We start from the raw sequence: 25,983 nt of genomic DNA, 5'->3' as shown, positions 1-25,983 counted from the left end.
TTTAATTAAATATTAGATTGATTCCTACCTGTAAAGATAAACTATTCGCGGCTGACAGATTTGAATACTCTAAAATATTGTCTACCATTCCATACAAATTTACCTTACCAAATTGTGCAGAAAGTCCGGCTCCAATATTCGCATACGAAAAATCATCTATGGTGTACGTTACCTTTGTATGTATTTTATTAGTAATTGATTTTTGATAAAAACCAGTAAGTGCCAATTGCGGACTTAATGGTCTAAAAACACTGTAAAGCTGAATGCCTAAAGCATCCGTATAAAAATCTTTATAGGTATTATCGTAGCAATATTTACTTCTTCTTTCGCCAAAACTATACTTTAATGCAGCATTCAGTTTTGCAGGTCTCCAAGAAATATAAGATTCCTGGTTATCCTCTGTTGGCAATTGTTCTTTAAAGTTTTTATCAATTTCTCCCCAATAATTTGTTTGATTATTTGAATCGTACAGGAATTCTACTCCTTCAAAAACAAAGCTACCTTTTGCTGTAGTGTTTTTGATATCTTTTGTATGATTTATAAAACCTAAATCTAACATACTAGCAGAAAGTTCTAATTGTGGATTTATGTGAAACGTAAATCCACAATCGAAACCAATTCCTAAATTACCTCCTAAAAAAGTATTTTTCAAATACGCGTTTGGATCTTCTTGATATTCATCATCTACTACTAAACCAGAAGTTCTAGCATTTATATTTATAGTACTTAAATAATGTTTGTAAATATTATCAGTTCCTAAAATGGTAGTAATAGTACCTGTATTATTTGTCGATTCAATATTTAAAGCCGACGAATATATTTTAACCCTTCCTCCTAGCGTTAATTGGTCATTAATTTTTTTTGATACTCCCGCATGCAAAACTCCTAAAACATCTAATTTATAAAGTATTTGAGAAACACTAAAGTTTTTATTTAAATACGCATTATTACCTTCATTAAATAACGTTATAAAATCTTTTGGAAAATAAGTAATTGCATCTATTTCTTGATAAAAACCAAAGCTAAAATAAGTATTTTCGTCACCTCTAAAACCACCATTAAAAATTTCTATTTGGCTATTAAACTTCACAAAATATCTTGAACTTAATGAGTTTAACATTGTAGAAATTTTATCCTTAATATTTTTATTATCTAAGGCAAAAATATCTGTTAAAACCACATCTGAAGAACCATAAGCAATTGAAAAACCTGACAAAAAAGGCATTCCAAAATGGAATTTGTAATTAGTTTCAGCACCTGGATTTAATAATAATGTTTGAGGTAATTCTGCAAAATCATATAAAACTTGTTTATTCTGCGCAGAAATTTTAACGACTGATAAAACCAGTATAAAAAATAAAAATTTCTTCATTTTAAATACCTGATTCTATGAAAAGTGTTACTGATGATTTAAATACAAGCTCACTAATATCATTAGGATCCATTTGAGTTCCTGTGTTTTCTATAGTTGTTAAAATATTTACTTTGGTTGTGTTTAAAATAGCTGGATGTGATGCAACTTCAATCTCTTCTAAAAATATTAAATTCAAGTCACCAGCTTCCACTATAATAGGTGTAAAAGAATAGACAACGATATCACTATTGTTTAAAAAATCAACTTGAATTGTTACTTCTCTATCAAATTCATTTTTTATTTCTGCACTAAAATCTAACTTAACAAGATTATCTTTAACATAGGTGTTTTGAAAACCATAAAAATTTGTAATATCAGAAATACTGTTTTTTTGAGTACCATTTGAATCAAAGAATTGAGCTGGTACGAGAGTAAAATAAGTGAATGCTGAAGTAAAAACAGGTTTAGAAACATAGTCATCTACTTGATTAAAATCTAAACTTTCATAGCAAGATGATAGGACAAAAAAGCATAAAAACATGCTTATTTTAAAGAGGGATTTCATAAAATATTTTCTATTTATTTTAAACGTAAATTCAATTAAAGATATTGCTTTAATTCTAAAAGAGATTTTATACTAGGAAAACTAGGGTTATTTACTTCTTCTCCTACAAAATTAAAATGAATTGCGTGCATACCAGCATCCAATGCTCCTTGAATATCTGCTTCAATATTATCGCCAATCATAATAGAATTTTCTTTTTTTGCATTTGCAACCTCTAATGCAAAATTAAAAACTTTAGGGTTTGGTTTTTTAACTCCTACAGAATCAGATGTAATTACTTTCTTGAAATAATGTAAAATATTTGAAGATTGCATTTTTTTAGTTTGAATTTCTTCAAATCCGTTTGTAATAATATGCAGCTGATACTTCTCCTTTAAATAGTCTAAAACTTCAAAAGTATGCTCAAACAAATGATTAAAATCTGGCATAAAATCGACATATTCAATTGCAATTACATCAATCAACTCATCTGTGATAACATAATTTACAGCATCAAAGGTTCTTTTTAATCGCTGGTACCTTAATTCTTCTTTCGTTACTTTTTCTTCTCTATATAATTTCCAATATTGATGATTTAAAGGTCTATAAATATCTAAAAAGCTATTTAAATCTATGGTAATATTTTGCTTATCAAAAACCTTTTTGAAAGCTAAATCAGAGTTTTTTTCAAAATCCCATAAAGTGTGATCTAAATCAAAAAAGACGTGCTGTATATGTTTCATTTCCATTATATTTGAGAACAATAATTAGACTAGTAATATGCAACTATTTTCTTTTTTAAAAAAAGAGTTTGTTAAAAATGTTTTAACATTGATAACCGGATCTGCTTTGAGTCAAGTTATAATTTACGTATCTATTTTAATACTTACCCGACTTTTTTCTACAGAACTTTTTGGAATTTACATGCTATTTTCATCAGCAACTTTAATATTAAAGCCTTTAGCAACATTACAGTATGAATTTGCTATTGTTTTACCAAAAAAGGATACAGACGCCATTAATTTAGCAGGTTTTTCTTTTATTATCTTAGTAAGTTATTGTCTATTATTACTTATAATAATCTTCTTTTTAATAAAAATATTGCTGATTTCTTTAATATTACAGAACTGGCTAATTTTATCTATTTATTACCGCTGAGTGTTTTCCTTTTTGGAGGCGTTTCAATTTTTGATTATTGGAACAATAGAACTAATATGTTTAAAAACATTTCTAAAGGTTTGTTAACAAAATCGGCTGTGATGAGTTCTTCTCAAATTGCTGTTGGTTTTAGTTCTTTTAATTCTTTGGGGTTAATTCCTGGGATGTTGTTTGGTAATTTTTACAATTGTTATTTTTAATTAAAGTCTCATTGAAATCAATACGAGATGTATCACAAGAAATATCCTTAAAAAGGATGTTGTTTTTAGCGAAAAGATATAAAGATATCCCTGTTTTTAATACGATTATCAACCTAACAAATAATCTTTCTAATGAATTACCGGTACTTTTAATTACCAAATATTTTGGTTTGGCAAGCTCAGGAATTTACGGACTTGCCATTAAATTTACACGAGCTCCTGTTGGCATTTTTCAGCAATCTATAAATCAAGTTTTCTTTAATAAAGCAAGTAAAATATATAATGATGACGGTAACTTGCATGAGTTGGTTCTAAAAACAGCTAAGCATTTATTATTTATTAGCTCCTTTCTTTTTATCCCTTTATTTATACTTTCTTTTTATTTAGATATTATTTTTGGAGAAAACTGGACAGACGTTGGTTTGTATTCAAGAATTTTAATTCCGTGGTTATTCTTTGGTTTTTTAAGCAATCCAATAACTCCGTTAATTCTAATCTTAAACAAACAAAAAACGATGGTTGTTTTCGATGCTTTTTTATTGGTTTTTAGATTTTTGGCATTATTCTCAGGATACTATTTTTACAATAGTATCGTTATAGCTTTGATACTTTTTTCCGGAATTGGAATGCTTTTTAATATTCTTATTTTTATCTATCTTTTAAAAACATCCAAAGAAAAGAAGATTGCCTATAACTAACATGAACATTACTTTAAAACATAACAAAGGCTTTCAATGGTTTAAAAATGATTCTCTTTTTTTTAAAGGGTATTTTTATGTTGATGCTGTTTTTTATGAAAAAGAAAACGCCTTCAATTACTTATCAAGCATCTCTAATAGGTACGGTTTTAAGGAAATTTTAAAGAAATTAAATGGCGTTTTTACGATTCTAATTGTGGATGATCATTCTCTTTATGTTGCTTCTGATCTAACAAGATCTTTCCCGATTTTTTACACATTTCAAAACTACAAAATATTCTTAAGTGATGATATTTTTCACCTGAAAGACACTTTTGAGCTTGATGATTTTGATCCATTATCAGAAATTGAATTTAAAGCATGCAATCATACACACGGCAAAAAAACATTGTTAAAAAATGTTTTTCAAGTGCAAGCTAGCGAGTATGTGATCATAGAAAATAATGAAATAATTGAAAGTGATTTTTTCTATTCTTACGCCATAAAGAAAGAAAGTTCAGATACGTATCAAACTTTAAAAGACAATGCTGTTTTTGCTTTCGAAAATACATTTAACAGATTTATAGATTCATTACAGAATAGAACAGTCGTAATTCCTTTAAGCGGTGGTTTTGATTCGAGATTAATTGCTGTGATGTTAAAAAAATACAATTACAAAAATGTTTTGTGCTATACGTATGGCAGAAAAAACAGTTTTGAAATTGAAAATTCTAAAAAAACAGCTGAACAATTAAATTTTAAATGGATTTTTATTGAATACGATACTCAATTAATTGACGGTTACTTAAAAACAACAGAATTTAAAGAATATGCACAGTTTGCTGGTAAACTTTCTTCCATGCCAAATTTGCAAGAATATTTTGCTGTTAAATACTTAAAAGAAAAGAATTTAATTCCAGAAGATTCTATCTTTATTCCTGGTTATGCAGGCGATTTATTAGGCGGAAGTCAGTTTTTAAAAGTAATTCCAGAAAATTTAAAACACACTGAAATTGCTGATTTAATAATTAAACAGAAATTCACTAATTACCCTTTATCAGCATCAGACAAGAAAATTTTAAAAAGCGAAGTTGAAAAAAAGTTAGTTCGTTTTGATAAAAACTACTTAGAGAAAATTCCTTCATCTGTTTTTGAAGATTATGATCTCAAAGAAAAAATTGCCAAATATATTTTTAATTCGGCCAATTTTTATACTTATTTCGGCTTTGAACATCGATTTCCTTTTTGGGACAAGGAACTATTAGACTTCTTTAAAAAAGTTTCCGTAAAAAATAAATTGATGAAAACATTTTTTGATGATGTCCTAATCAATAATTATTTTGTGCCAAATAATATTTACTTTGAAAGCGAATTGCAACCATCAGAAAAAACTATACATACTCAAAAAATAAAAGAGAAAATAAAACCAATTTTGCCTACTTTTATAAAACAGAAATTTTTACTAAAAAACGATTGGAATAATTACAAACCTATTACCGATAAAATGCTTGATTCAATTTCAGTTAACGAATTAAAAGTCTATCAATTATGTAAAAATTACAATGAAATAATTACACAATGGTATCTGTATTTCTCTAAAAACAAGATAAAATAAATGTTTAAAAAATTGATTTTTTCTTTTTTGGATGGATTATAAATTGGTTGTATCCAAAATATTATAGACCTAAATATGGTTATCAACGTTATTATATTTTATTTTTCATTATTTAATTCCTCAAAAAGTATTTAGATTGAATCCAAAAGTAAAATGGCCAGTTCATTTTACATCAAAAGTGTTAGCGCCAGAAAATATAAAAAAAGGGATTTTATGTGATCCAGGAGATAACTTCAATAACTACATTCAAGCGAATAACGGAATTATTTTTGGCTCAAATATTGAATTGGGACCAGGAGTTTCGATTATTTCATCCAATCATAAAAACGATAATTTAAGAAAACATACAAAAGGAAAATCAATTACAATTGGTAATAATGTTTGGATTGGTGCAAACAGCACTGTTTTGCCAGAAGTTTCTATTGGTAATAATGTTATCATCGGCGCAAATTCTCTGGTAAATAAAGACATCCCTAGCAATTCTGTTGCTGTTGGTAATCCCTGTAAAGTTATAAAACAAAAAGAACCTTATACTGAAGATTTATCAGCAATTATTTTCAACAAAAAACTTCCAAAAAAGTTTTATGATTTTTAAACTCTAACGTTTAAATAATTTAAGTAAAAAAGGTAAATTATTATATTTTATTTGTTGATATTTCTCTGTTTTTGAGCCAAAACTTACATAATAATTAGCAATATTTTCCATTGATGAACCTCCAAAATTATAGCTATCAAAATGTGGTTGGTATTTAAAAATAGCGCGATCATTAAAAAAAGTATGTACACCGTTTTGTCTGTTAGAAATATCTGAAGCACAAACCAATTGAGTTACTTTATTTTTATGTTTTAAGAAAAAAGCAGCAGCTAATAATTTATTATTTGTATCATAAATAGTTAACAACTCTCCTACTCCATTTTTTAAAGAAAAATTCATCAGGTTTCGTAAATTAGCATAATCCTTATCAGAAATTCCTTTAACACGTTCAGCGATATTTTCTTTAAAAATAGTAATTAGTTTATCTGGATTATCTGTCCAATTTTCTATTAAATGATATTTATTTGCTTTTACAAGTTCTCTTTTTCTATTTCTATTATAGCCTTTTAAAATAGCTTCGTAGCCAATTTTTAAATCTAAATATTGAAACTGTTTGGAAATTAAAGATGCTGATTTTAAAAACTTATTTTTAGTATTTAATCGAAGTTCTACAAACATAAATTTACTGCATAAAATGGCTAAAAACGGTTGAATATCTTGGCTTTCATCCAAAGAAAAAACACCTAATTCTAACAACCAAAGAGACGGATACACATATTTAATTCCGGCTTTTTTTCGCCACGTTATTGGCATCACTGCCTCATAATCGTCTAAAACTAAAACATCCCAATGGTCTGCAACGATATCTAAATACCATGAAAACGCATAAATTCTACTTTGAATTGAATTTTCAATACAAGTATTATATTTAGTAACCTCTAAATCTTTCTTTTAATATAATTAATCATTTTATGAAGTGGCTATTTTTAACATCGATTCATACAAGCGTTTCCATCCTTTCCATCTTAAATAATCGCTTAAATTTTCATTGTGAAATAACGTTATAAAAGTGCCATCAACAGCTTTTACTTCATTTTTTAAATCTCTAATTCTACCTAAAGATTGCTTTGGTGTTAACTTCATGTAATCGTTTAAAGTAGTATCCATCAAAGCAAAAGGAAATATTTTTAAGGGCGTTTGAATCTCGAAATCCAAATCATAAAAATAAAATGGTGTACATGTGCCCGCTCTAAAACCTACATTGCTCGCATAGCCCATCGAGTAGTCTTCTTCTACCTCTAAATCTATTAAATTTTGATAAGTTTCTGGCAAAGAAAAACGCAAATAATGTTGCCTAGATCTGCTAACAGGCATATTGGTAATCGATTCTAAACGTTCTTTTTCTTTCTTTAAAAGAGCCGCATTTTGCATGGTAAAATAAGAAGGATGCAAGCCAACTCTGGCATAATCTACCATTTCTTTTATCAGCAGTTTATATTTCGTTTTTGAACCAGAAACATTAGTGTCAAAAGTTGAATAATCACCAATTAAAAAAAAGAAAATAGTTTTAACATTATAGTCTTTTTTTAATCTTAAAATTTTATCAAAAGTATCAAAAGGATCTTTTTTTAGGTTCCAAACCACCGCAGTACGATTCCAAACTTCTAACAATTTAAATTTGAATAAATCATTAAAAAAACCGCCTACACTTCTTGTTAAACTCTTATGTTTGTAGGCAAATGCATTGTCTACATCAATGGTCGAAATATAGTTATACATTCTTTTTTTGTATTCATACTCCGGAAATCTTTCTTTTAAAACGGCTAAGAATTTATATGCCCAAATATCTACGATTGGTTTTTCTAAAAATTGATGTTTATACCCTAAACTTTGTTCCGCCGTAAACCTTCCATGAGTATCTTTAACATGTGGTAAATATTCTTCGTATCTAGAAATTAAATAGAAGCTTGCAGCGAAAATATCAAAAGGTATGCTTGATTTTTTATTCGATTTAAAAAAACAAGCAATGTCATCCCATTTTTGGACACTTATTTCTAAATCATTTACACCTTGTTCAAATAATAAATTGTTGCTTTTTATAAAAAGCTCGTTGCTTAAAGGAGTCTTAGTATAGGATAATTTTGGTCCATTATGAGCAACAAAGTCTTCGATTTTTGTAGTAAAAGAAACCGGAATTACCAATGTTCTTGTTAGAATATGCTTAAAAATATAACGTACTCTAGGTGTTATTTTATGTGTGTAAACTAGTATCATTTTTTTCTATAGTTGCAAAGCTGCAAAGTAACAAAGATTCAAAGCTTACCTGCTGATAAAAACATAAAACTTATAGCAAACCTTCATCTGCAAAGCTAAAATACGCTTTTTCGGTAATTATTAAATGATCTAATAGTTTTATATCTAAAGTTGTACCGGCTTGTTTAATTTTTTGCGTCAATTGTTTATCCGCGTTACTGGGTTCTAGTTTTCCTGATGGATGATTATGACACACAATCATAGCAACAGAAGTAAGTTCTAAAGCTTGTTTAAATAACAATCTTACATCTACAATTGTGGCTGTTAAACCACCTTTACTTATTTGGTTTTTTGCCAATACTTTGTTTGAATTATTTAGAAAAAGCACCCAAAATTCTTCATGTTCTAAATCGCCGATAATAGGTTGTATAATATTAAAACCGTCTTTACTACTAGTAATTTTGGGTTTTTCTAAAGCTATTTCTAATTGCCTCCTTTTGCCTAGCTCTAAACCTGTTATTATAGAAATTGCTTTTGCTTCTCCAATTCCCTTAAATGTCATTAATTTTTCTACGGATAATTTTGCTAGTGCATTAATATTCCCTTTAACAGAATTTAAAATTCTTTTAGACAAAGCTACTGCGCTTTCATTTCTGTTTCCAGATCCAATGAGAATTGCAATTAATTCGGCATCGGACAAAGCATTTTTTCCTTTCGCCACTAATTTTTCTCTAGGTCTATCGTCTAAAGCCCAAGATTTAATAGTCAATTTTTCCATGTAACAATTTTTGATAAAAATACTAAAATGAAATTTGTTACCCAGAATTTGTTTTTTTTCGGATTTGTGTGAACTATCAAATTGAAAATCATCAATTTAAAAAGAACATCAATTTTTTAAAAAGCCAATACTTACTTTCGTATATTTGCAACCTATTTCTATATTTCAAATATGAAAATTATTATTGCAGGTGCTGGGGATGTAGGCTTTCATTTAGCAAAGCTTCTTTCTTACGAATCTCAAGACACTTACGTTATAGATTTTGATGGTGAAAAGTTAAACTACATCAACAATCATTTAGATGTAATTACCAAAAAAGGTGATGCAACTTCTATAAAGCTTTTAAAAGAAATTGGCATTGATTCTGCTGATTTATTAATTGCTGTTACTGATAGCCAAAACACAAATTTCACGATTTCTGTTATTGGAAAGTCTTTAGGAGTTAAAAAAACAATTGCGAGAATTGATAATCCAGAGTTTTTAAATGAATGTGAAGTAGATTTTAAAAAATTTGGAGTAGATTTTATGATTTCTCCTCAAGAATTAGCCGCAAATGAAATAAAAATGCTGCTAAATCAATCTTCATTTAATGATACTGTTGCCTTTGAAAGCGGCTTATTTAATGTAATGGGAACGGCACTAACTTTCAAATCGCCTTTAATAAATTTAACCGTAAAAGAAGCAAAAGAAAAATTTTCTGATGTAGATTTTATAACCATTGCTATTAAAAGAGAAAATGTTTCTCAAACCATAATTCCTAGAGGAGATACGAAGTACCAAGTGCATGATCAAGTGTATTTTTCTGTACCAAATTACAGTATGAAAGACTTGTATCCAATTCTTGGCAAGAAGCAATACAATATTAAAAATGTTATGATTCTTGGTGGAAGTAGCATTGGCGAAAAAACAGCAAGAAACCTTTGTGAAGACAATTTTAAAGTAAAGTTGATTGAAAAAAATAGAGAAAAAGCAGAAAGTTTAGCTGAAAGTTTAACCAACACTTTGGTTATTAATGGTGATGGACGAGATTTGGAATTATTAGAAGAAGAAAACATTAGAGAAATGGATGCTTTTATTGCGGTTACCGGTAATTCTGAAACCAATATTATGTCATGCTTGGTTGCAAAATCTAAAGGCGTTAAAAAAACAATCGCTCTAGTTGAAAATATGGATTATATTGATATTTCTCAGACCATAGGAATTGAATCCCTTATCAATAAAAAACTAATTGCAGCAAGTAATATTTTTAAACATATTAGAAAAGGTGAAATTTTAGAATTAGCCAATCTACATAATATTGATGCTGAAGTTTTTGAGTTTGAAGTAAAACCTAATTCTAAAGTTACAAAAGAGCCTATTAGAGATTTACGTTTTCCTAGAGAAGCTGTTTTTGGCGGAATTATTAGAGAAGGAAAAGCCTTAATGTCTTTTGGTGATATACAAATACAAACTGGAGATAAAGTAATTGTTTTCTGTTTACCAGAAGCAATATCAATAGTAGAGGGTTTTTTTAATTAGAATGGGAAGTCTAAATCTAAAAATAATTTACCGTTTTTTGGGCATCACTGCAATTCTTAATGGATTGTTTATGTTTGTTGCTTTTCCGTTTAGTTATTTTAATGAAGAAGAAGCTGCTGCTGGAATTTTAATTGCAGGAATTATTACTGTATTTATAGGACTTCTACTCTACCTTCTAAACAAACCTAAAAGCACAAATATTCATAAAAAAGAAGGATACTTAATTGTAACCTTAGGGTGGCTTACCCTCTCATTTACAGGAATGTTACCGTACTTGTTTTCAGGTGCAATACCAAGTATTTCTGATGCTTTTTTTGAAACTATTTCTGGTTATTCTACTACAGGATCTTCGATTCTTACCGATATAGAATCTATGCCAAAAGGAATTCTCTTTTGGCGTAGTGTTACACATTGGATTGGCGGAATGGGAATTATTGTGCTTACCATTGCCATTTTACCACTTCTAGGAATTGGAGGAATGCAACTTTTTATGGCAGAAGCTCCTGGACCCTCTGCAGATAAATTACACCCAAGAATTACAGACACCGCAAAACGTTTATATTTAATTTATGTATCCTTAACGTTTGCTGAGTTCTTTTTACTAAAAATTGCCGGTATGACGTGGTTTGACGCCATAAATCATGCAATGGCAACATTAAGCACAGGCGGTTTCTCTACAAAAAACAGCAGTATTGCCTACTATAATAATTTGCCTTTTGTACAATATATTATCATCTTTTTTATGCTGATTGCTGGTACAAACTTTGTACTTATTTATTTTGCTTTAAAAGGAAAAGTTCGAAAAGTTTTTCAAAGTGAAGAATTTAAATATTATTTATTTGGTATTTTAGGAACTTCGGCTATTATTGCCGTCTTAATTATATTTTATCAAGACCCAAATTTACAAACTACCATTGCACATCCAAATGTTTATGGTGATACAGAAAGTGCTATTAGACACGCATTATTTATGGTAACATCTGTAGTAACAACAACTGGTTTTGTATCCGCAGATTTTACAACTTGGAGTTTCTTTGCAACCGCTATTTTCTTTGCACTCTTTTTTACAGGAGGATCTGCAGGTTCTACAAGTGGAGGTGTAAAAGTTGTTAGACATATTATAATGCTAAAAAATAGTTTTTTAGAATTTAAAAAAGCATTGCACCCAAATGCAATAATTCCTGTTAGATATGATGGTAAATCTGTAAGCCAAACAATTGTTTTTAATATTCTTTCTTTCTTCATTATTTACATGCTTATTTTTATAATGGCATCAGTAATTTTAACTTTTTTAGGCTTAGATTTTATTTCTGCTTTAGGAGCAGCAGCTTCTTCATTAGGTAATATTGGCCCAGGATTAGGTTCTGTAAGTCCTGTAGATAATTTTGCACATTTATCTTCTACCGCAAAATGGTTTTGTTCTTTTTTAATGTTAATTGGCCGGTTAGAATTGTTTACTGTTCTAATCTTGTTTACTCCTTTCTTTTGGCGTAAGAGCTAAAATAGCCTTACTTCCTTTTTTTGTTTAAAATCGAAAAAATAAAAGTAGTCCTTCTGAAAATCAACAAAATAAAAGTGACCAAAATTTATAGAAAAAACATTTAATGTACCCTAAATACGGATTCCCGTAACCTTTTTATTTGAGTATTAATTAATTTGTAAGCCAAAATTAATTATTATGAAAAGACGAAACATTTTTAAAATTGCGATGATTTATATTCTCGCAATAACCGCTAACAATTCTTTTGGGCAAACAACAATTTATTCTGAAGGTTTTACAGACCAAGAAAACAAAGGTGCAATTGGCCCCGAACCAAATTTAGATTTAACTGGAGTTGATTGGAGTGTAGATATTTCTGCTACCGATTTGTCCACAGATAGTGATTGGTTTAAGGTGACCGACGGAGTTTTCGAAGCCAGAAATCTAGACGGAGATGCTATCTGGCTCTCAAAATCAATTACTATTTCTGATTATACTAATATATCATTTAGCTTAAGTGCGGCAGAGTCAGGAACTTTAGAAACTCAGGATATTTTTAAAACAGAATATAAAATTGACTCAGGTGCATGGACTGTAGCTTCAACCAATGGTGATTTAAGTGACGATTTCGATACTTTAACTGTAACTCAAACAGAATTAAATGGTAGTACCTTACAAATAAGAGTGATTATGAAAAATAATGCAGACACAGAATATCTAAGACTAGATAATATCATCATTCAAGGTATTTTAGCTACTTCAGAACCAACAATAACCTTTAACAACGCTTCAAGTAACCAAACAGAAACAGATGCCACCTTTGCAACTAATGGCATCCCCATAACTTTCACCAATTACGATACCAATGTCACCGTTACAGCAACCATAAACGGAAGTAGCACTTCTGAAGCGGAAGATTACACGATTGATTTAACTCCTTTGGTATTCGATGCGAATGAAACGTTGAGTATTCCTTTAAGTATTAATGATGATGCAGATTTATATAATGAAACAATTATTATTGATATTTCTGTTACTTCAGGAACTGCTACTTTAAGTATAAGTCAACATGTAGTTAACATTACAGATGATGATATATGGAATATAATCATCAACGAAATTTTAGCCGATCCAGCGGCAACAGACCCAAAACCCTCTATTGATTCAAACGGAGATTCAAATTTTAATTCCTCTGAAGATGAATTTATTGAATTGGTAAATTTAGATAATAAATCTCATCTTTTAACGGGTTATACAATATCCGATGGCACAGGTGTTAAGCATACTTTTGGTGCTATTTCGATTCCTGCTGGTGGATCGGTTGTCGTCTTTGGTGGAGGAACTCCCACAGAAATCTCAGGTATTACAGATACGGCAAATGGATTATCATTGAACAATGCTGGTGATACTATTACTTTAAAAAATTCTGAAGGAGCGTTAATAACCACTTATACGTATGGAAATGAAGGAGATGAGGACCAATCTATTGGTAGAAATAATGATTTAACAGGTGGTTTTGTAAAACATTCTGAAATTTCATCAAACCCCGTTGCTGCTTCTCCTGGGAGATACAATTCTTCAGGACAGCCTTTTAGTATGAATACATGGACTGGTGCTACTGATAATTCTTGGACAACAGCATCCAACTGGAGTTTAGGAATAGTTCCTGGAACGGAAGATGATATTCAAATATTAAAAGCAACAAGTCAACCAACGGCTTCATCCGCGGTTACTGTAAATTCAGTAATTATAAACTCTGGCACAAGTTTAATAGCTGAATCTACTTTTTCAGGAACTGCAACTTACAAAAGAAACTTACCAACTGAAAATTCTTGGTATTTTATATCCTCTCCAGTTGATGGAGAAACAATTCAGAACTTAATTTCTAATCATACTTTTTTACCCAGCAACTCTGTTGCTGGTAGAATTGGTATTGCTCCTTATGATAATATCCAAGCAATATCAGCAAAAAGATGGGCTTATCAAACTACTTCCTCTACTGGTGATTTAGAAGATGCAAAAGGATATTCAGTACAATTAGATGAAGTAAGAAATATTTCGTTTTCGGGTACCATTAGAACGGATGATTCAAATGCTGATATTCCTCTTATTCTTGGGGGAGTAAATGGCACTAATTTTAATTTAGTAGGGAATCCATACACTTCCTATATTAATAGCACAACTTTTTTAACCACGCAATCTAATGATTTAGAACCAAACTTTTATATGTGGAATGGATCCTATTATGATACAAGATCAACAGGAAGTCATGCTGATTTTATGATTGCACCCGGTCAAGGATTCTTTGTTGAAGCTAAAACTGCTAATACGGTTACTTTTGTAAAATCTAATCAAAATCATAACGCAACAAATACTTTTCAAAAAAGTAATTCAAGACCAGAAATTAAACTTTTAATTACTGATAATATATCCTCTAGATATGCAGATATTTACTATATAAATGGGACAACTACGGGTTTTGATAATGGTTATGATGGTAAGTTATTTGGCGGCGTTCCACAACCATTTGCAATATACACTCATTTAGTTTCTGATAGCGAAGGCAAAAATTTTCAGATACAATCTTTGCCAACTTCTAATTATGAAAACATGATAATTCCGATTGGAATTAATTCGGCTTCGGATAAAGACCTTACTTTTTCTGCGGAAACTTCAAACTTACCCAATGAACTTAAAGTCTTTTTAGAAGATAGATTATTAAATACTTTTACAAGTTTAGAAGAAGCAAATAGTACTTACAAAATCACTTTATCAGAGGCTATAAAAGGAATTGGAAGGTTCTATTTACATACTTCTACAAAATCACCTTTAATTACAAACAGTAGTGATTTAAAGAATATCAGTATTTACAAAACGAACAATCATAATTTAAGAATTGTTGGTTTATCACACGGAAAAACAAAATTAAAACTATTTAATATTCTTAGTAGACAAGTATTAATTTCTTCATTTACTTCTAACGGAATTCAAGATATTTCTTTACCAAAAGTAGCTGCTGGTATTTACATTGTTCAGATAGAAACTGAAACCGGTAAATTGAATAAGAAAATTACTTTAGAATAAAAACGAGAATTTTAAATACGAAACATCATGAAAAACATAAAAAACTTAAAACAAGAAATTACTCGTAAGGATGCTATCAAAAAAATAGGCTTTTATGGTAAATATGCTGCATTAACTGCTCTTGGCACTTATCTAATTTTGAATCCGCAGAAAGCACAAGCGCAAAGCCCTGAAACCCCAGGTACAGGATTCTAAATTCAATACCACATAATATTTGTAAAACGTCTCAATTTATGAGGCGTTTTATTGTTTTAATAAACACTAAATAACTACTTTTATTCTTTATGAAAAATACAACAGCACTCTATAAAGTTATTGAAGATAAAACCATTACTTGGTTTGAAAAAAATAATGAATATGTAGTATTAGAAAATACAACAGCAGATATTCTAAAAAGATTAAATAAAGGGATTTCAGTTCATGAAATCGCAACCGTTTTATCAAAAAAATTAGCTGTTCCCTTAAATAAAACGATCGATTTAATTTTAGAGCTTGAAAAAAAGTTTTTTACTAGAAATACTTCTAAAAATTCAGAAATAGATGATGATCACAAAGATATAAAAAGACCTAAAAACTTTGAGTTTATAAAGTATTATAAAATCAATGATATTATTTTTAAGATTTCTTTTTTAAGTGAAAAAGGACTTTCTCTTGTGCATCCCAAATTTGCACATTTGGTTATTGATAAAGTAACCAAATTTCAAAATGAATTTGAAGTTTTTATCAACCATAATTACATTTTTTTATACGTAAATAATACATTTATTGGTTCTTGGAGCAGTCAGAATATTCATTTCTTTCAAGGAAAATTCTCTATGGAATTAATTCAGAAAATTCATCAAAAAAAAGAAAGTGAATGGTTGGGAGTTTTTCATGCTTCTGCAATTAGTAATGGCGAGAAATCTATGCTTTTTTTAGGGGATTCTGGCAATGGTAAAAGTACTTCCTTAGCGCTTTTACAAGCAAATGGTTTTACCTGTTTAGCTGATGACTTTGTGCCGATGGATGCAAACAAACAAGAAGTTTATAGTTTTCCTGCGGCTATTTCTATTAAGAAAAATAGTCTAGAAACGTTGCTTCCTATTTATCCTGAATTAGCAACCACTGCAGAATACAACTTTATAAGATTAAATAAAATTGTGCGTTATTTAAAACCAAATAATGATGATTTTTTCGCACACTTACCTTGTAATGATTTGGTTTTTATTAAGTATGAAAAAAATGCCGAATTAAGCTGTAAAGAGATTTCTAATATTGACGCTTTTCAGCAATTAGTTCCTGATTCTTGGTTATCACCAAAAAAAGAAAATGCTCAACTATTTTTAGATTGGTTTGCAGGTTTAAAATGTTATCAATTAACGTACTCCGATAATAAAAAAATGATTGCATCTATTACCAAAATATTTAATGATGACTTATAAAGAGACACTTTTTTTATTGGAAAATGTTTGACGATTACTCATGAAGAACATAATAAAACTCTAAGAAACAGACATCATAAAAGAAGTGGAAGAAAACTTAATATAAAAAGTAGGTTAGATATTATTTACAAATCATTATTTAATAAGGATCATAGAAATTGGTTAATTAAAAGAACTACTGATAAAAACTGGTATAAAGAAAAATTAGTTCAAGTTGGGTTAAAGAAACCTACACCAAACTCTTAACCTCCTCAAAATCTAAACCACCATAATTACCAGAACTCATTAAAACGACTGCCGAATTTATTAAATTTTGACTAAATAAATAATTTTTAAATTCTTGCGGATTTGTATAAATAACCAAATCATCTCTTTGAAAAGCATTTGCAATTTGCTGTGCTGTAACTTCTTCTAATTGCTTAATTTTTACTGCATGCGGAGAATAAAAAACAACCGCTTTATCAGCAAAATCTAATGCACCTTTGTATTCTGATAAAAATTCTGCATTTAAACTAGAATACGTATGCAACTCTAAACAAGCTAAAACTGTTCTTTCTGCATGTTGTTCTTTTACCGCTTTTGTAGTTGCCGCAACTTTACTTGGCGAATGTGCAAAATCTTTAAAAATAACCGTTGAATCACTTTCTGCAATTTTTTCTAAACGTTTACTTGCGCCTTTAAAACTTACAATTGCCTCATAAAAATCGTCTTCATCAATTCCCATATGCTGGCAAATCCATTTTGCACCTGCTAAATTTTGAAGATTGTGTTTTCCGAAAATCTCTAAAGGTAAATTTCCCTCTGCGGTTTCTATGTAGGTAATTCCGTTTTCAATAAAATGTTCTGGCGTTTTATAAGGATATTTTTTAATATGATTCTCCGAAGATTCTACAACATCTTTTACAATTTCATCTTCAATGTTATACACCATACTTCCGCCATCTATCATGGAATCTGTAAAAATTTTAAACTGCTCAACATAATTCTCGAACGTCGGAAAAACATTAATATGATCCCAGGCAACGCCACTTAACAACGCTATATTTGGTTTGTATAAATGAAATTTTGGACGCATATCAATTGGCGAACTCAAATATTCATCACCTTCTAAAACAATAAAATCATTTTCATTGGTTAAATGAACCATAGTTTCAAAGCCTTCTAATTGAGCGCCAACCATATAATCTACTGCTTTTTCATGATAGTTTAATGCATGTAAAATCATCGAAGTAATCGTAGTTTTACCATGAGAACCACCAATAACAACGCGTGTTTTATTTATAGATTGCTCATACAAGAACTCAGGATAAGAATATATTTTAAGACCTAATTCCTGCGCTTTTAATAATTCAGGATTATTTTTTTTAGCATGCATTCCTAAAATAATCACATTTAATTTTGATGCTATTTTCTCAGGAAACCAGCCAAATTCTTCGGGTAACAATCCATATTTTTCTAATCTAGATTTTGATGGATCATGAATTGTATCATCACTTCCAGAAACTTGGTATCCTTTTTGGTGTAACGCAATGGCTAAGTTGTGCATTGCACTTCCACCAATGGCAATAAAATGAATTATCATTGAACAAATTTTAAGATGCAAAAATACAAAAGCTTTGTACAATATAAAGTATCTTTAGAACTAAAGTTAGTTTGAAAAAGTAACTACTAAAATTACAGTTTTTGGTATTTGAAACTAATTAAAATGACTTTGAAAATTAAAAAATCTGATTATGAAAAAAATTACTACAACCCTATTATTGATTTTCTTGTTTTCTATATCTGTAAATGGTCAAAATAATTATGACGAGCTTTGGCTTGAAGTAGAAAAATTTGAAGTTGATGGTTTGCCAAAATCAGCATTAAAAATTGTGGATGAAATCTACGAAAAAGCTGCTAATGCAAGTAATTCTCCTAATATCATAAAATCACTTTTTTATAAAAGTAAGTTCGCTTTAACTTTAGAGAAAGATGCGCAATTAAAAGTAATCAAACCCGTTGTGCATTTAAACAATATTGACTTTTAAATTGTTTATATTCCTATTAAAAACAAATTTGTTAATGTATTGAATGATAGTTAGTGCTGTTAATTTTGAGAGAATTCTTGTCTTAAAACCTTCAAAAGTTTTCGCATAATTATTCCGTATTTTAAACTGGTCACAAAGTTGAGAAAACAAGGTCTCAATTCGTTTTCTTTTCTTCCTAAAAATATACGTTTGTTTTTTGTAATTCTGTTGATTTTTACGCATTGGAACTTCTAATTTAATTTGTTTACTCTCAAATAAATCTAACTGATAGTCCGCACTTAGGTATCCTTTGTCCCCTAAAACCACACAGTTATTAAACTGATTTTTAATGTCTTTTAAATAATGAATATCATGTACAGAAGCTTTGCTAATATCAAAACTTTTAAACACGCCATCAATAGAACAAACAGCATGTATTTTATAGCCATAATAATGCATGTTTTGACTAGCACAATAACCTCTATTTGGGGCTGAATAAAAGTACTCTTTACAAACTTTACTTCTCCCGCTTCTTGAGAGTTTTACAATCTCCAAAGGCATACTATCTACTACATAATAGTTTTCAAACTCCGTGAACTTATTGGAGAGTTGAGTTCTTATAAATTCAATGGCAAAAAATAATTTTCGCTTCCGTTTATTGTAAACTGATCGCTCTATTTTAGCAAACAAATATTCTGGAATATCCCGAAACAACTGACATTCACTGTCTATACCCATATATTCTGCTGTTAAATTCATAGCGATTAATTCAATGTCTTTTAGTTTTGGTTTCCTGTTTTGACGTAAAAATTGTTCCTTTTCTGTAATTGTGGCTAAGACTTCTAAAATTTTATCGTAATTTGCTCTAAAGTTATTCATCGTATTTAATCGATTGATTGTCAATTAAATATACGACTTTTAATAGTCAAATGAATAACTTTTTTTAACTATTTATAATGCACAACGGGTGTAATCAATAGTTTTAAAGAGCATATTGCTAAAAGTGATTTCCCTACAAAAAACGTGTTAGAAAATGTTTTAGCTAATTTATATTGGCACTATTTTAATGAAAATAGATATCAGTTTTACAATAGAACTAAAACTGAAAATAAGGTTGATTCAGAAGATTTTAGAACGTGGGATTTAGACACCTTATTTAAAGAAATTCATTGTTATTTTGAAGCCTCTTTACAAAATGCTGATCAGCTTCAAAAAATAGAAATAACAGCTTTTTCAGATATATTACAAATCAACATTGAATCTAAGATTTTCAGACCAACACTGTTTGATTTTTTAGCTAACAACAGTTTACAATTTTATAAAACAACCGAAACGTCTATTACAAGTCCTGCGTATAAATTTATTATTGATGACGCTTCTTTTTTGGGTGATGTAAAAACATTTTCTGAATTAAAAATAATATCAAAAGATAGTTTGTCTTTACAATTGAATGCACTAAAAATATATCAAAAAATAATTGCTTTTCATTTAAAAGAGAACAATAAAAATGCGCTAGCAGAGATTGATATTCAACGGTTGAATTTCGTGAAGCAACATGCAACTTTTAATGATTCAGAAAATATTTTACTGTCAAGTTTAATTACATCCAAAGAACAATTTAAAAATCATGAAGCGAGTGCTTTGTATGCTTTTGAAATTGCAAATAGTTACAGAAATAAAGCAAATTCATCATCAGCAGAAAACACTAAAGATCGCTTTAAAAATAAAGAAGCAATTGCTATTTGTGATGAAACAATCAAACAATTTCCTAAAAGTTTTGGCGCTGAAAAGTGTACCCTTTTAAAAGCTCAAATTGAGCAAAAAACACTTTCTATTATTGCCGAAGAATATATTCCTATACATCATACTTCAAGACTATTAGTAAGGTATAAAAATGTTGAAAAATTATTTTTTACAGCATATAAAATCAATCAAAACAAACTTGAATTCTTTAATAAATTACACAAGTTAGAAGATAAAAAAACATTTATTAGCAAGCAAGAAAAGGTTACAAATTGGCAACATCAACTTAGAAATGAACACGATTATTTACAACACACGACTGAAGTACTTGTTCCAAAATTTGAAAACGGAATGTATTTAATTCTTGCATCAGAAAGTGAAGATTTACAAGAAAATTCCATTTACGGAACAGCACAAATTCAGGTTACAAATTTAACCTTAATTGAAAACAATTTTGACGATCACTACCAGTATCAAATTGTGAATAGAAATGCGGGAAATCCTATAAAAAAAGCTGAAATACATATTACAAATCCTAATAGAACTAACAGTGGTTTTATAAATCAATATCTAACTACAGACAAAAACGGATTTGCCACGTTTAAAAATAAATATACGTATGTTGATTGTGATATTACAGTAAAAACTAAAAATGATTTCGCTTATTTTGGTTCTCATTATTTTTATAAAAATGATCGAAATACCTATCAAGATAATACTAAAGAAATCAACATAAAACCTTTTATTTTTACGGATAGAAGTATTTATAGACCAGGACAAACTGTTTATTTTAAAGCAATTATACTTAAAAAACAAGGCGATAAATCTGACGTTTTTACAAACGAATTTGTAGAAGTTGCTTTATTTGATGTTAACAATCAAAAAATAGCATCGTTAGATTTAAAACTAAACGAATTTGGCTCTGTTGCTGGCGAATTTACTATTCCGAATAATGGTTTAACAGGCGAGTTTTCTATTGAAGTTGATGAAAGCATAGCACATGACAGCTCCTTTTATGACAATACCAATTTTGATTTTGACTACGATAATGAAGTACGGTTTTCTGTAGAAGAATACAAAAGACCCAAGTTTGAAACCGAATTTAAACCTGTTACAGAAAGTTTTAAAATCAATGATTCTGTTAAGGTAAATGGTTTTGCAAAAGCCTTTTCTGGCGCAAATATTACAGATGCAAAAGTAGTTTATAGAGTGCATAGAAAAGTACAATATCCTAGTTGGTATTATTGGTACAGACCAAACCCTACTTCAAATTCTCAGGAAATTACGAATGGTGAAAGCATTACAGATGCATCAGGTAATTTTTATATAACTTTTAAAGCAATTCCTGACGAAACCGTTTCTAAGGAAAATCTTCCTGTTTTTACCTATGAAATTACTGCGGATGTTACCGATATAAATGGAGAGACAAGAAGCGCGACAAGCTTTGTAAAAATAGGATATCACAGTTTACTTGCTTCTATTTCTTTGGATGCCGAAATTGACAAAAACACAAATGACAACATTCTAAAAATTGATACTAAAAATTTAAATGATGAGTTTGTTGCTGCAACGGGAGCGGTGAAAATTTACAAATTACAAGCGCCAAAAACACCGCAAAGAAAAAGATCTTGGCCTGCTCCTGATTATCAAGATATTTCTGAAAATGAGTTTAGAAAACTCTTTCCCAATGAACCTTATACAGATGATGAAAGTGATGAAAAAAACTGGAAAAAAGGAGCCCTTGTTTTTAGCGAAAACTTTGACACTTCAACATCCAAAGAAATCATTTTAAAAGATATAGATACCTGGGTTTCTGGAAAATATATTGCTGTTTTAGAAAGTAAAGACAAATTTAATCAAGAAGTAAAAGACGAAAAAAGAATAACACTTTTCTCATACAAAGAAAAAGAAGTTGCTGATAATTCTTTGTTTGACATTAATACCAATAAAACTTTTTATTCAATTGGTGATGCTGTTGAAGTCCAAATTAGCTCAGCTTCAAAAGATATGACGGTTGTTGTTCAAATTGAAAAGGATCATAAAATTATAGAAACCTGTTTTGTGAAGTTAAAAAACGATTCAAAAACAATTAAAATTCCCGTAAAAAAAGAAGATCTTGGTGGCTTTGCCATTAAATATCACTTTGTGAACTATAATTATTTTGAAAGCGGAAACTTATTAATTAGTGTTCCTGAAAAACAAGAAAGTATAGAAATTAGCACGAATATTTTCAGGGATAAATTACAACCCGAAGCAAATGAGACTTGGAGTTTTACCGTTAAAAATGACAAAAATGATGCTGTTGTTGCAGAAGTTTTAGCTTCTATGTATGATGCTTCTTTAGATGAATTTAAATCTCATAATTGGCAATTTAACCCAATAACTCCAAAACCAAGTTACTATTCTTATAATGTTAGTCGCGCAAATAAAAGTTTTGATAACACGTATTTCAATATCAGAAATATAGAAAGAAATTATTATGCATTTCCTTCAATTGGCAATGACACGTATAACTGGTTTGGCTTTAGCTTCAACAATAATCGCTGGATCAATCAACAATATTTAAGAACTACCAGAAGAAAAATAGATAGTTCTAGAACTGATTTTGACGGAACAATTACTGGCTTTATAGCTGATAAAAATGGAGAACCTTTGCCTGGAGTTAACGTTCAAATTAGCGGAACAACTTTTGGAACACAAACAGATTTTGATGGCAACTATTCCATTAAAATTAAAACTGGGGATGTTTTGATAGTTAGTTATTTAGGATTTAAATCTCAAGAAATTACTATAAGTAAACAAACAAACTTAGATCTCAAATTAGAAGCTGATGAAAGTAATTTAGATGAAGTTGTAGTTGTTGGTTATGGAACTCAAAAAAAAGAATCTATAACTGGGAGTTTAAGTTTATTAAAAGGAAAAGTAGCTGGAGTTATGATTGAAGAAAGTGAAAATTCTGAGAATATTCCTTTTGTTAAAATTAGAGGAAACTCATCAATTTCTGGAGAAAATCAACCTTTGTATATTGTTGATGGTGTACTTGTTGATAAATTCAATTTAAATGAAAATGATATTGCAGAAATTCAAGTTTTAAAGGATGCCGCTGCCACATCACTTTATGGTGCAAAAGCAGTAAACGGAGTTATAATTATCACTACAAAAGCTGGCTTGGCAAAGCTAGATAAGGAATTATCAAAAGTACAAGCTCGTAAAAACTTTAAAGAAACGGCTTTCTTTTTCCCACAATTAAAAACGGATGAAAACGGGAAAATAAGTTTCAATTTTACAATGCCAGAAGCTTTAACAAGATGGAAATTGCAATTGTTAGCACATTCTAAAGATTTAAAATCAGCAAGTAAAACCTTGCAAACGGTTACTCAAAAAGAATTAATGGTAGTGCCAAATGCGCCTCGTTTTTTACGTGAAAAAGATACTATTACATTGAGCGCGAAAATTACCAACTTAACAAATAATCAATTAAGCGGTGTAGCTAAATTAATTTTAACGGATCCTATTACTGGGAAAGAAATAAATACTGAATTACAAAACACAAATGCTACTAAAAGTTTCAAAGTTGATAAAGAAGGCAATACAAATGTTTCTTGGAATTTATCGATTCCGGAAACGGTGCAAGCTGTTCAATATAAAATTGTTGCAAAAGCCGGCGATTTTTCTGATGGAGAACAAAATGTGTTGCCTGTTTTATCAAATAGAATGTTAGTTACCGAAACACTTTCTATGTGGATTCGGGCAAATGAAACCAAAACCTTTACGTTGGATAAATTGAAAAACTCTAATTCAACAACTTTAAAAAATCACAAATTAACGCTAGAAATGACATCGAATCCTGTTTGGTATGCCATTCAATCTTTGCCATATTTAATGGAATATCCTTATGAATGTGCAGAACAAACCTTCTCTCGCCTTTATGCAAACACGTTAGCTAGTTTTGTGGCAAATTCAAATCCGAAGATTCAAGAAGTGTTTAATTCTTGGGCGTCCTCGGATGCACTTTTATCGAATTTAGAGAAAAATCAAGAATTAAAGTCATTGATTATTCAAGAAACTCCTTGGTTAAGAGATGCACAATCAGAAACTGAACAAAAGAAAAGGATTGCGATATTGCTCGATTTGACGAAAATGAAAAACGAAAAAGAAAAAGCCATCAATAAGTTGCAAGATATGCAGATGAATTCTGGTGGATTTCCTTGGTTTAAAGGCAGTAGATATGAAAGTATTTATATTACACAACATATTGCCACTGGTTTTGGGCATTTACAAAAATTAGGTGTTTCTGATTTTAACGCATCCACTAAAGATATGCTTGAAAAAGCAGTACGTTTTCTAGACAAAGAATTATTAGGTCAGTATACAAAATTAATAGAAAGAGCATCAGAAATTAAAGCCGAATCAAAAACAAAAAAAGAAGGAACGGAAAAATATACCGAGTTCTTAGAAAAAAACAACTTGAATTATTTTACGATTCAGCATTTATATATGCGTAGTTTTTATAGTAGTATTACTTTAGATGAAAAAACAAAAAATGCTGTTGATTATTATCAAAATCAAACCTCAAAATATTGGAATGAGTACAATTTATATGCAAAAGGTCAAATTGCATTGTCTCTTTTTAGAAATGATGAAAAAGCAGTTGCAAATAAAATTTTAAAATCTTTAAAAGAAAATTCTATTACTTCTGACGAATTAGGAATGTATTGGAAAACCAATACCGCTGGTTATTACTATTATCAAGCGCCAGTTGAAACGCAGTCTTTGCTGATTGAAACTTTTTCTGAAATTGAAAATGATGTAGAAACGATCGATAATTTAAAAATTTGGTTGCTAAAAAACAAGCAAACAAATAGTTGGAAAACTACAAAAGCAACTACAGAAGCCGTTTATGCATTGTTATTAAATGGAAGTGATTGGGTTTCTGTTACAGAAATGGTCGACATTAAGGTGGGTGACTTAGAAATAAATCCATTAGAAATGCCAGCTATAAAAGTGGAAGCTGCAACAGGATATTTTAAAACTTCTTGGAATACGGATGAAATTAAATCAAAAATGGGCGAAGTTACCATCAACAAAAAAGGAAACGGAATTGCTTGGGGAGGTTTGTATTGGCAATATTTTGAAGATTTAGATAAAATTACATCCGCAGAAACTCCGTTAAAAATCAGTAAAAAATTATTTTTGAAAGTAAATTCTGATACAGGAAAAGAATTGAAAGAAATTACTAAAAATACTTCCATAAAAATAGGAGATTTAATTACGGTAAGAATAGAATTGAGTTCGGATAGAGATATGGAATTTGTTCACATGAAAGATATGCGTGCTTCTGGAGTTGAACCAGTTAACGTACTGTCCCAATACAAATGGCAAGATAATCTAGGCTATTATGAAAGCACAAAAGACGCAGCAACTAATTTCTTTTTTGATAGAATACCTAAAGGAATTTATGTTTTTGAATATGAAGTTCGGGTAAATAATGCTGGTAATTTTAGCAACGGAATTACAACGATACAAAGTATGTATGCACCGGAATTTAGCAGTCATTCTAAAGGTATCAGAATTAATGTATTAGAAAAATAACCATTTTATTTAACAAAAGTTTAAA

20 protein-coding genes are annotated in these 25,983 nt (G+C 29.6%); 12 read left to right on the top strand and 8 right to left on the bottom strand.

All coding sequences use genetic code 11. The features are described from left to right. Position 1: 1 nt before the first annotated feature. The 3 genes from BST83_RS02405 to BST83_RS02395 are packed head-to-tail and all read right to left on the bottom strand — an operon-like array spanning position 2 to position 2,641. On the bottom strand, positions 2–1,372 hold the full coding sequence (locus tag BST83_RS02405; RefSeq protein WP_104808425.1) for a DUF5723 family protein: 1,371 nt from the start codon (positions 1,370–1,372) through the stop codon (positions 2–4). Between the two features lies 1 nt (position 1,373). Further along, the gene (locus tag BST83_RS02400; RefSeq protein WP_146092103.1) at positions 1,374–1,919 is read right to left on the bottom strand and encodes a hypothetical protein; all 546 of its coding nucleotides are present in this window, start codon (positions 1,917–1,919) and stop codon (positions 1,374–1,376) included. 35 nt (positions 1,920–1,954) lie between these two features. Further along, positions 1,955–2,641 carry a YjjG family noncanonical pyrimidine nucleotidase gene (locus BST83_RS02395; RefSeq protein WP_205853542.1) on the bottom strand — a complete coding sequence of 229 codons (687 nt, stop codon included), beginning with the start codon at positions 2,639–2,641 and terminating at the stop codon, positions 1,955–1,957. A gap of 315 nt (positions 2,642–2,956) precedes the next feature. On the opposite strand from BST83_RS02395, the gene BST83_RS21045 reads away from it, so the two are divergent. The 4 genes from BST83_RS21045 (at position 2,957) to BST83_RS02380 (ending at position 6,143) form a co-directional block, all read left to right on the top strand. Further along, positions 2,957–3,256 carry an oligosaccharide flippase family protein gene (locus BST83_RS21045; RefSeq protein WP_254712442.1) on the top strand — a complete coding sequence of 100 codons (300 nt, stop codon included), beginning with the start codon at positions 2,957–2,959 and terminating at the stop codon, positions 3,254–3,256. An 11-nt stretch (positions 3,257–3,267) separates the two neighbouring features. Further along, complete coding sequence (locus BST83_RS02390) at positions 3,268–3,954, top strand: oligosaccharide flippase family protein (protein WP_254712441.1); 687 nt, start codon at positions 3,268–3,270, stop codon at positions 3,952–3,954. Position 3,955: 1 nt separating this feature from the next. Next, the gene (locus tag BST83_RS02385; RefSeq protein WP_104810758.1) at positions 3,956–5,548 is read left to right on the top strand and encodes an asparagine synthetase B family protein; all 1,593 of its coding nucleotides are present in this window, start codon (positions 3,956–3,958) and stop codon (positions 5,546–5,548) included. A gap of 136 nt (positions 5,549–5,684) precedes the next feature. Continuing rightward, a complete protein-coding gene (locus tag BST83_RS02380) occupies positions 5,685–6,143 on the top strand; it encodes a DapH/DapD/GlmU-related protein (protein WP_240614620.1) in 459 nt (152 codons plus the stop codon). 3 nt (positions 6,144–6,146) lie between these two features. Here BST83_RS02380 and BST83_RS02375 read toward each other — a convergent pair whose 3' ends face one another. The 3 genes from BST83_RS02375 to radC form a co-directional block, all read right to left on the bottom strand. Continuing rightward, a complete protein-coding gene (locus BST83_RS02375) occupies positions 6,147–6,899 on the bottom strand; it encodes a GNAT family N-acetyltransferase (RefSeq protein WP_146092102.1) in 753 nt (250 codons plus the stop codon). A gap of 153 nt (positions 6,900–7,052) precedes the next feature. Next, on the bottom strand, positions 7,053–8,357 hold the full coding sequence (locus tag BST83_RS02370; RefSeq protein WP_104808420.1) for a polysaccharide deacetylase family protein: 1,305 nt from the start codon (positions 8,355–8,357) through the stop codon (positions 7,053–7,055). A gap of 70 nt (positions 8,358–8,427) precedes the next feature. Next, a complete protein-coding gene (gene radC, locus BST83_RS02365) occupies positions 8,428–9,114 on the bottom strand; it encodes a RadC family protein (RefSeq protein WP_104808419.1) in 687 nt (228 codons plus the stop codon). Positions 9,115–9,285: 171 nt separating this feature from the next. On the opposite strand from radC, the gene trkA reads away from it, so the two are divergent. The 6 genes from trkA (at position 9,286) to BST83_RS02340 (ending at position 16,863) form a co-directional block, all read left to right on the top strand. Then, complete coding sequence (gene trkA / locus BST83_RS02360; RefSeq protein WP_104808418.1) at positions 9,286–10,632, top strand: Trk system potassium transporter TrkA; 1,347 nt, start codon at positions 9,286–9,288, stop codon at positions 10,630–10,632. 1 nt (position 10,633) lies between these two features. After that, entirely contained in the window at positions 10,634–12,133 is a 1,500-nt protein-coding gene (locus BST83_RS02355; RefSeq protein WP_104808417.1) for a TrkH family potassium uptake protein, read from the top strand. A 177-nt stretch (positions 12,134–12,310) separates the two neighbouring features. Beyond that, positions 12,311–15,196, top strand: a complete 2,886-nt coding sequence (locus tag BST83_RS02350; RefSeq protein WP_104808416.1) for a DUF8693 domain-containing protein — start codon at positions 12,311–12,313, stop codon at positions 15,194–15,196. Between the two features lie 27 nt (positions 15,197–15,223). After that, complete coding sequence (locus BST83_RS19770; protein WP_170062720.1) at positions 15,224–15,391, top strand: hypothetical protein; 168 nt, start codon at positions 15,224–15,226, stop codon at positions 15,389–15,391. A gap of 89 nt (positions 15,392–15,480) precedes the next feature. Then, positions 15,481–16,617, top strand: coding sequence for a phosphoenolpyruvate carboxykinase (ATP) (locus BST83_RS02345; protein WP_104808415.1), 1,137 nt, complete (start codon positions 15,481–15,483; stop codon positions 16,615–16,617). A gap of 27 nt (positions 16,618–16,644) precedes the next feature. Further along, entirely contained in the window at positions 16,645–16,863 is a 219-nt protein-coding gene (locus BST83_RS02340) for a hypothetical protein (protein WP_104808414.1), read from the top strand. Here BST83_RS02340 and BST83_RS02335 read toward each other — a convergent pair. After that, a complete protein-coding gene (locus BST83_RS02335) occupies positions 16,847–18,199 on the bottom strand; it encodes a UDP-N-acetylmuramate--L-alanine ligase (RefSeq protein WP_104808413.1) in 1,353 nt (450 codons plus the stop codon). The genes BST83_RS02340 and BST83_RS02335 overlap by 17 nt on opposite strands. A 151-nt stretch (positions 18,200–18,350) precedes the next feature. Here BST83_RS02335 and BST83_RS02330 point away from each other — a divergent pair, with 151 nt between their 5' ends. After that, positions 18,351–18,644, top strand: a complete 294-nt coding sequence (locus BST83_RS02330) for a hypothetical protein (protein WP_104808412.1) — start codon at positions 18,351–18,353, stop codon at positions 18,642–18,644. Here BST83_RS02330 and BST83_RS02325 read toward each other — a convergent pair. Further along, entirely contained in the window at positions 18,624–19,502 is an 879-nt protein-coding gene (locus tag BST83_RS02325) for an IS982 family transposase (RefSeq protein ID WP_104808411.1), read from the bottom strand. The genes BST83_RS02330 and BST83_RS02325 overlap by 21 nt on opposite strands. Positions 19,503–19,646: 144 nt before the next feature. On the opposite strand from BST83_RS02325, the gene BST83_RS02320 reads away from it, so the two are divergent. Further along, positions 19,647–25,958: an alpha-2-macroglobulin family protein gene (locus BST83_RS02320; RefSeq protein ID WP_367889132.1), complete on the top strand. Its 6,312-nt coding sequence runs from the start codon at positions 19,647–19,649 to the stop codon at positions 25,956–25,958. Positions 25,959–25,983 lie beyond the last annotated feature (25 nt).

This window comes from Polaribacter filamentus, from assembly GCF_002943715.1.
GTDB lineage: Bacteria > Bacteroidota > Bacteroidia > Flavobacteriales > Flavobacteriaceae > Polaribacter > Polaribacter filamentus.
This window is presented reverse-complemented; position numbering and strand designations above follow the sequence as displayed.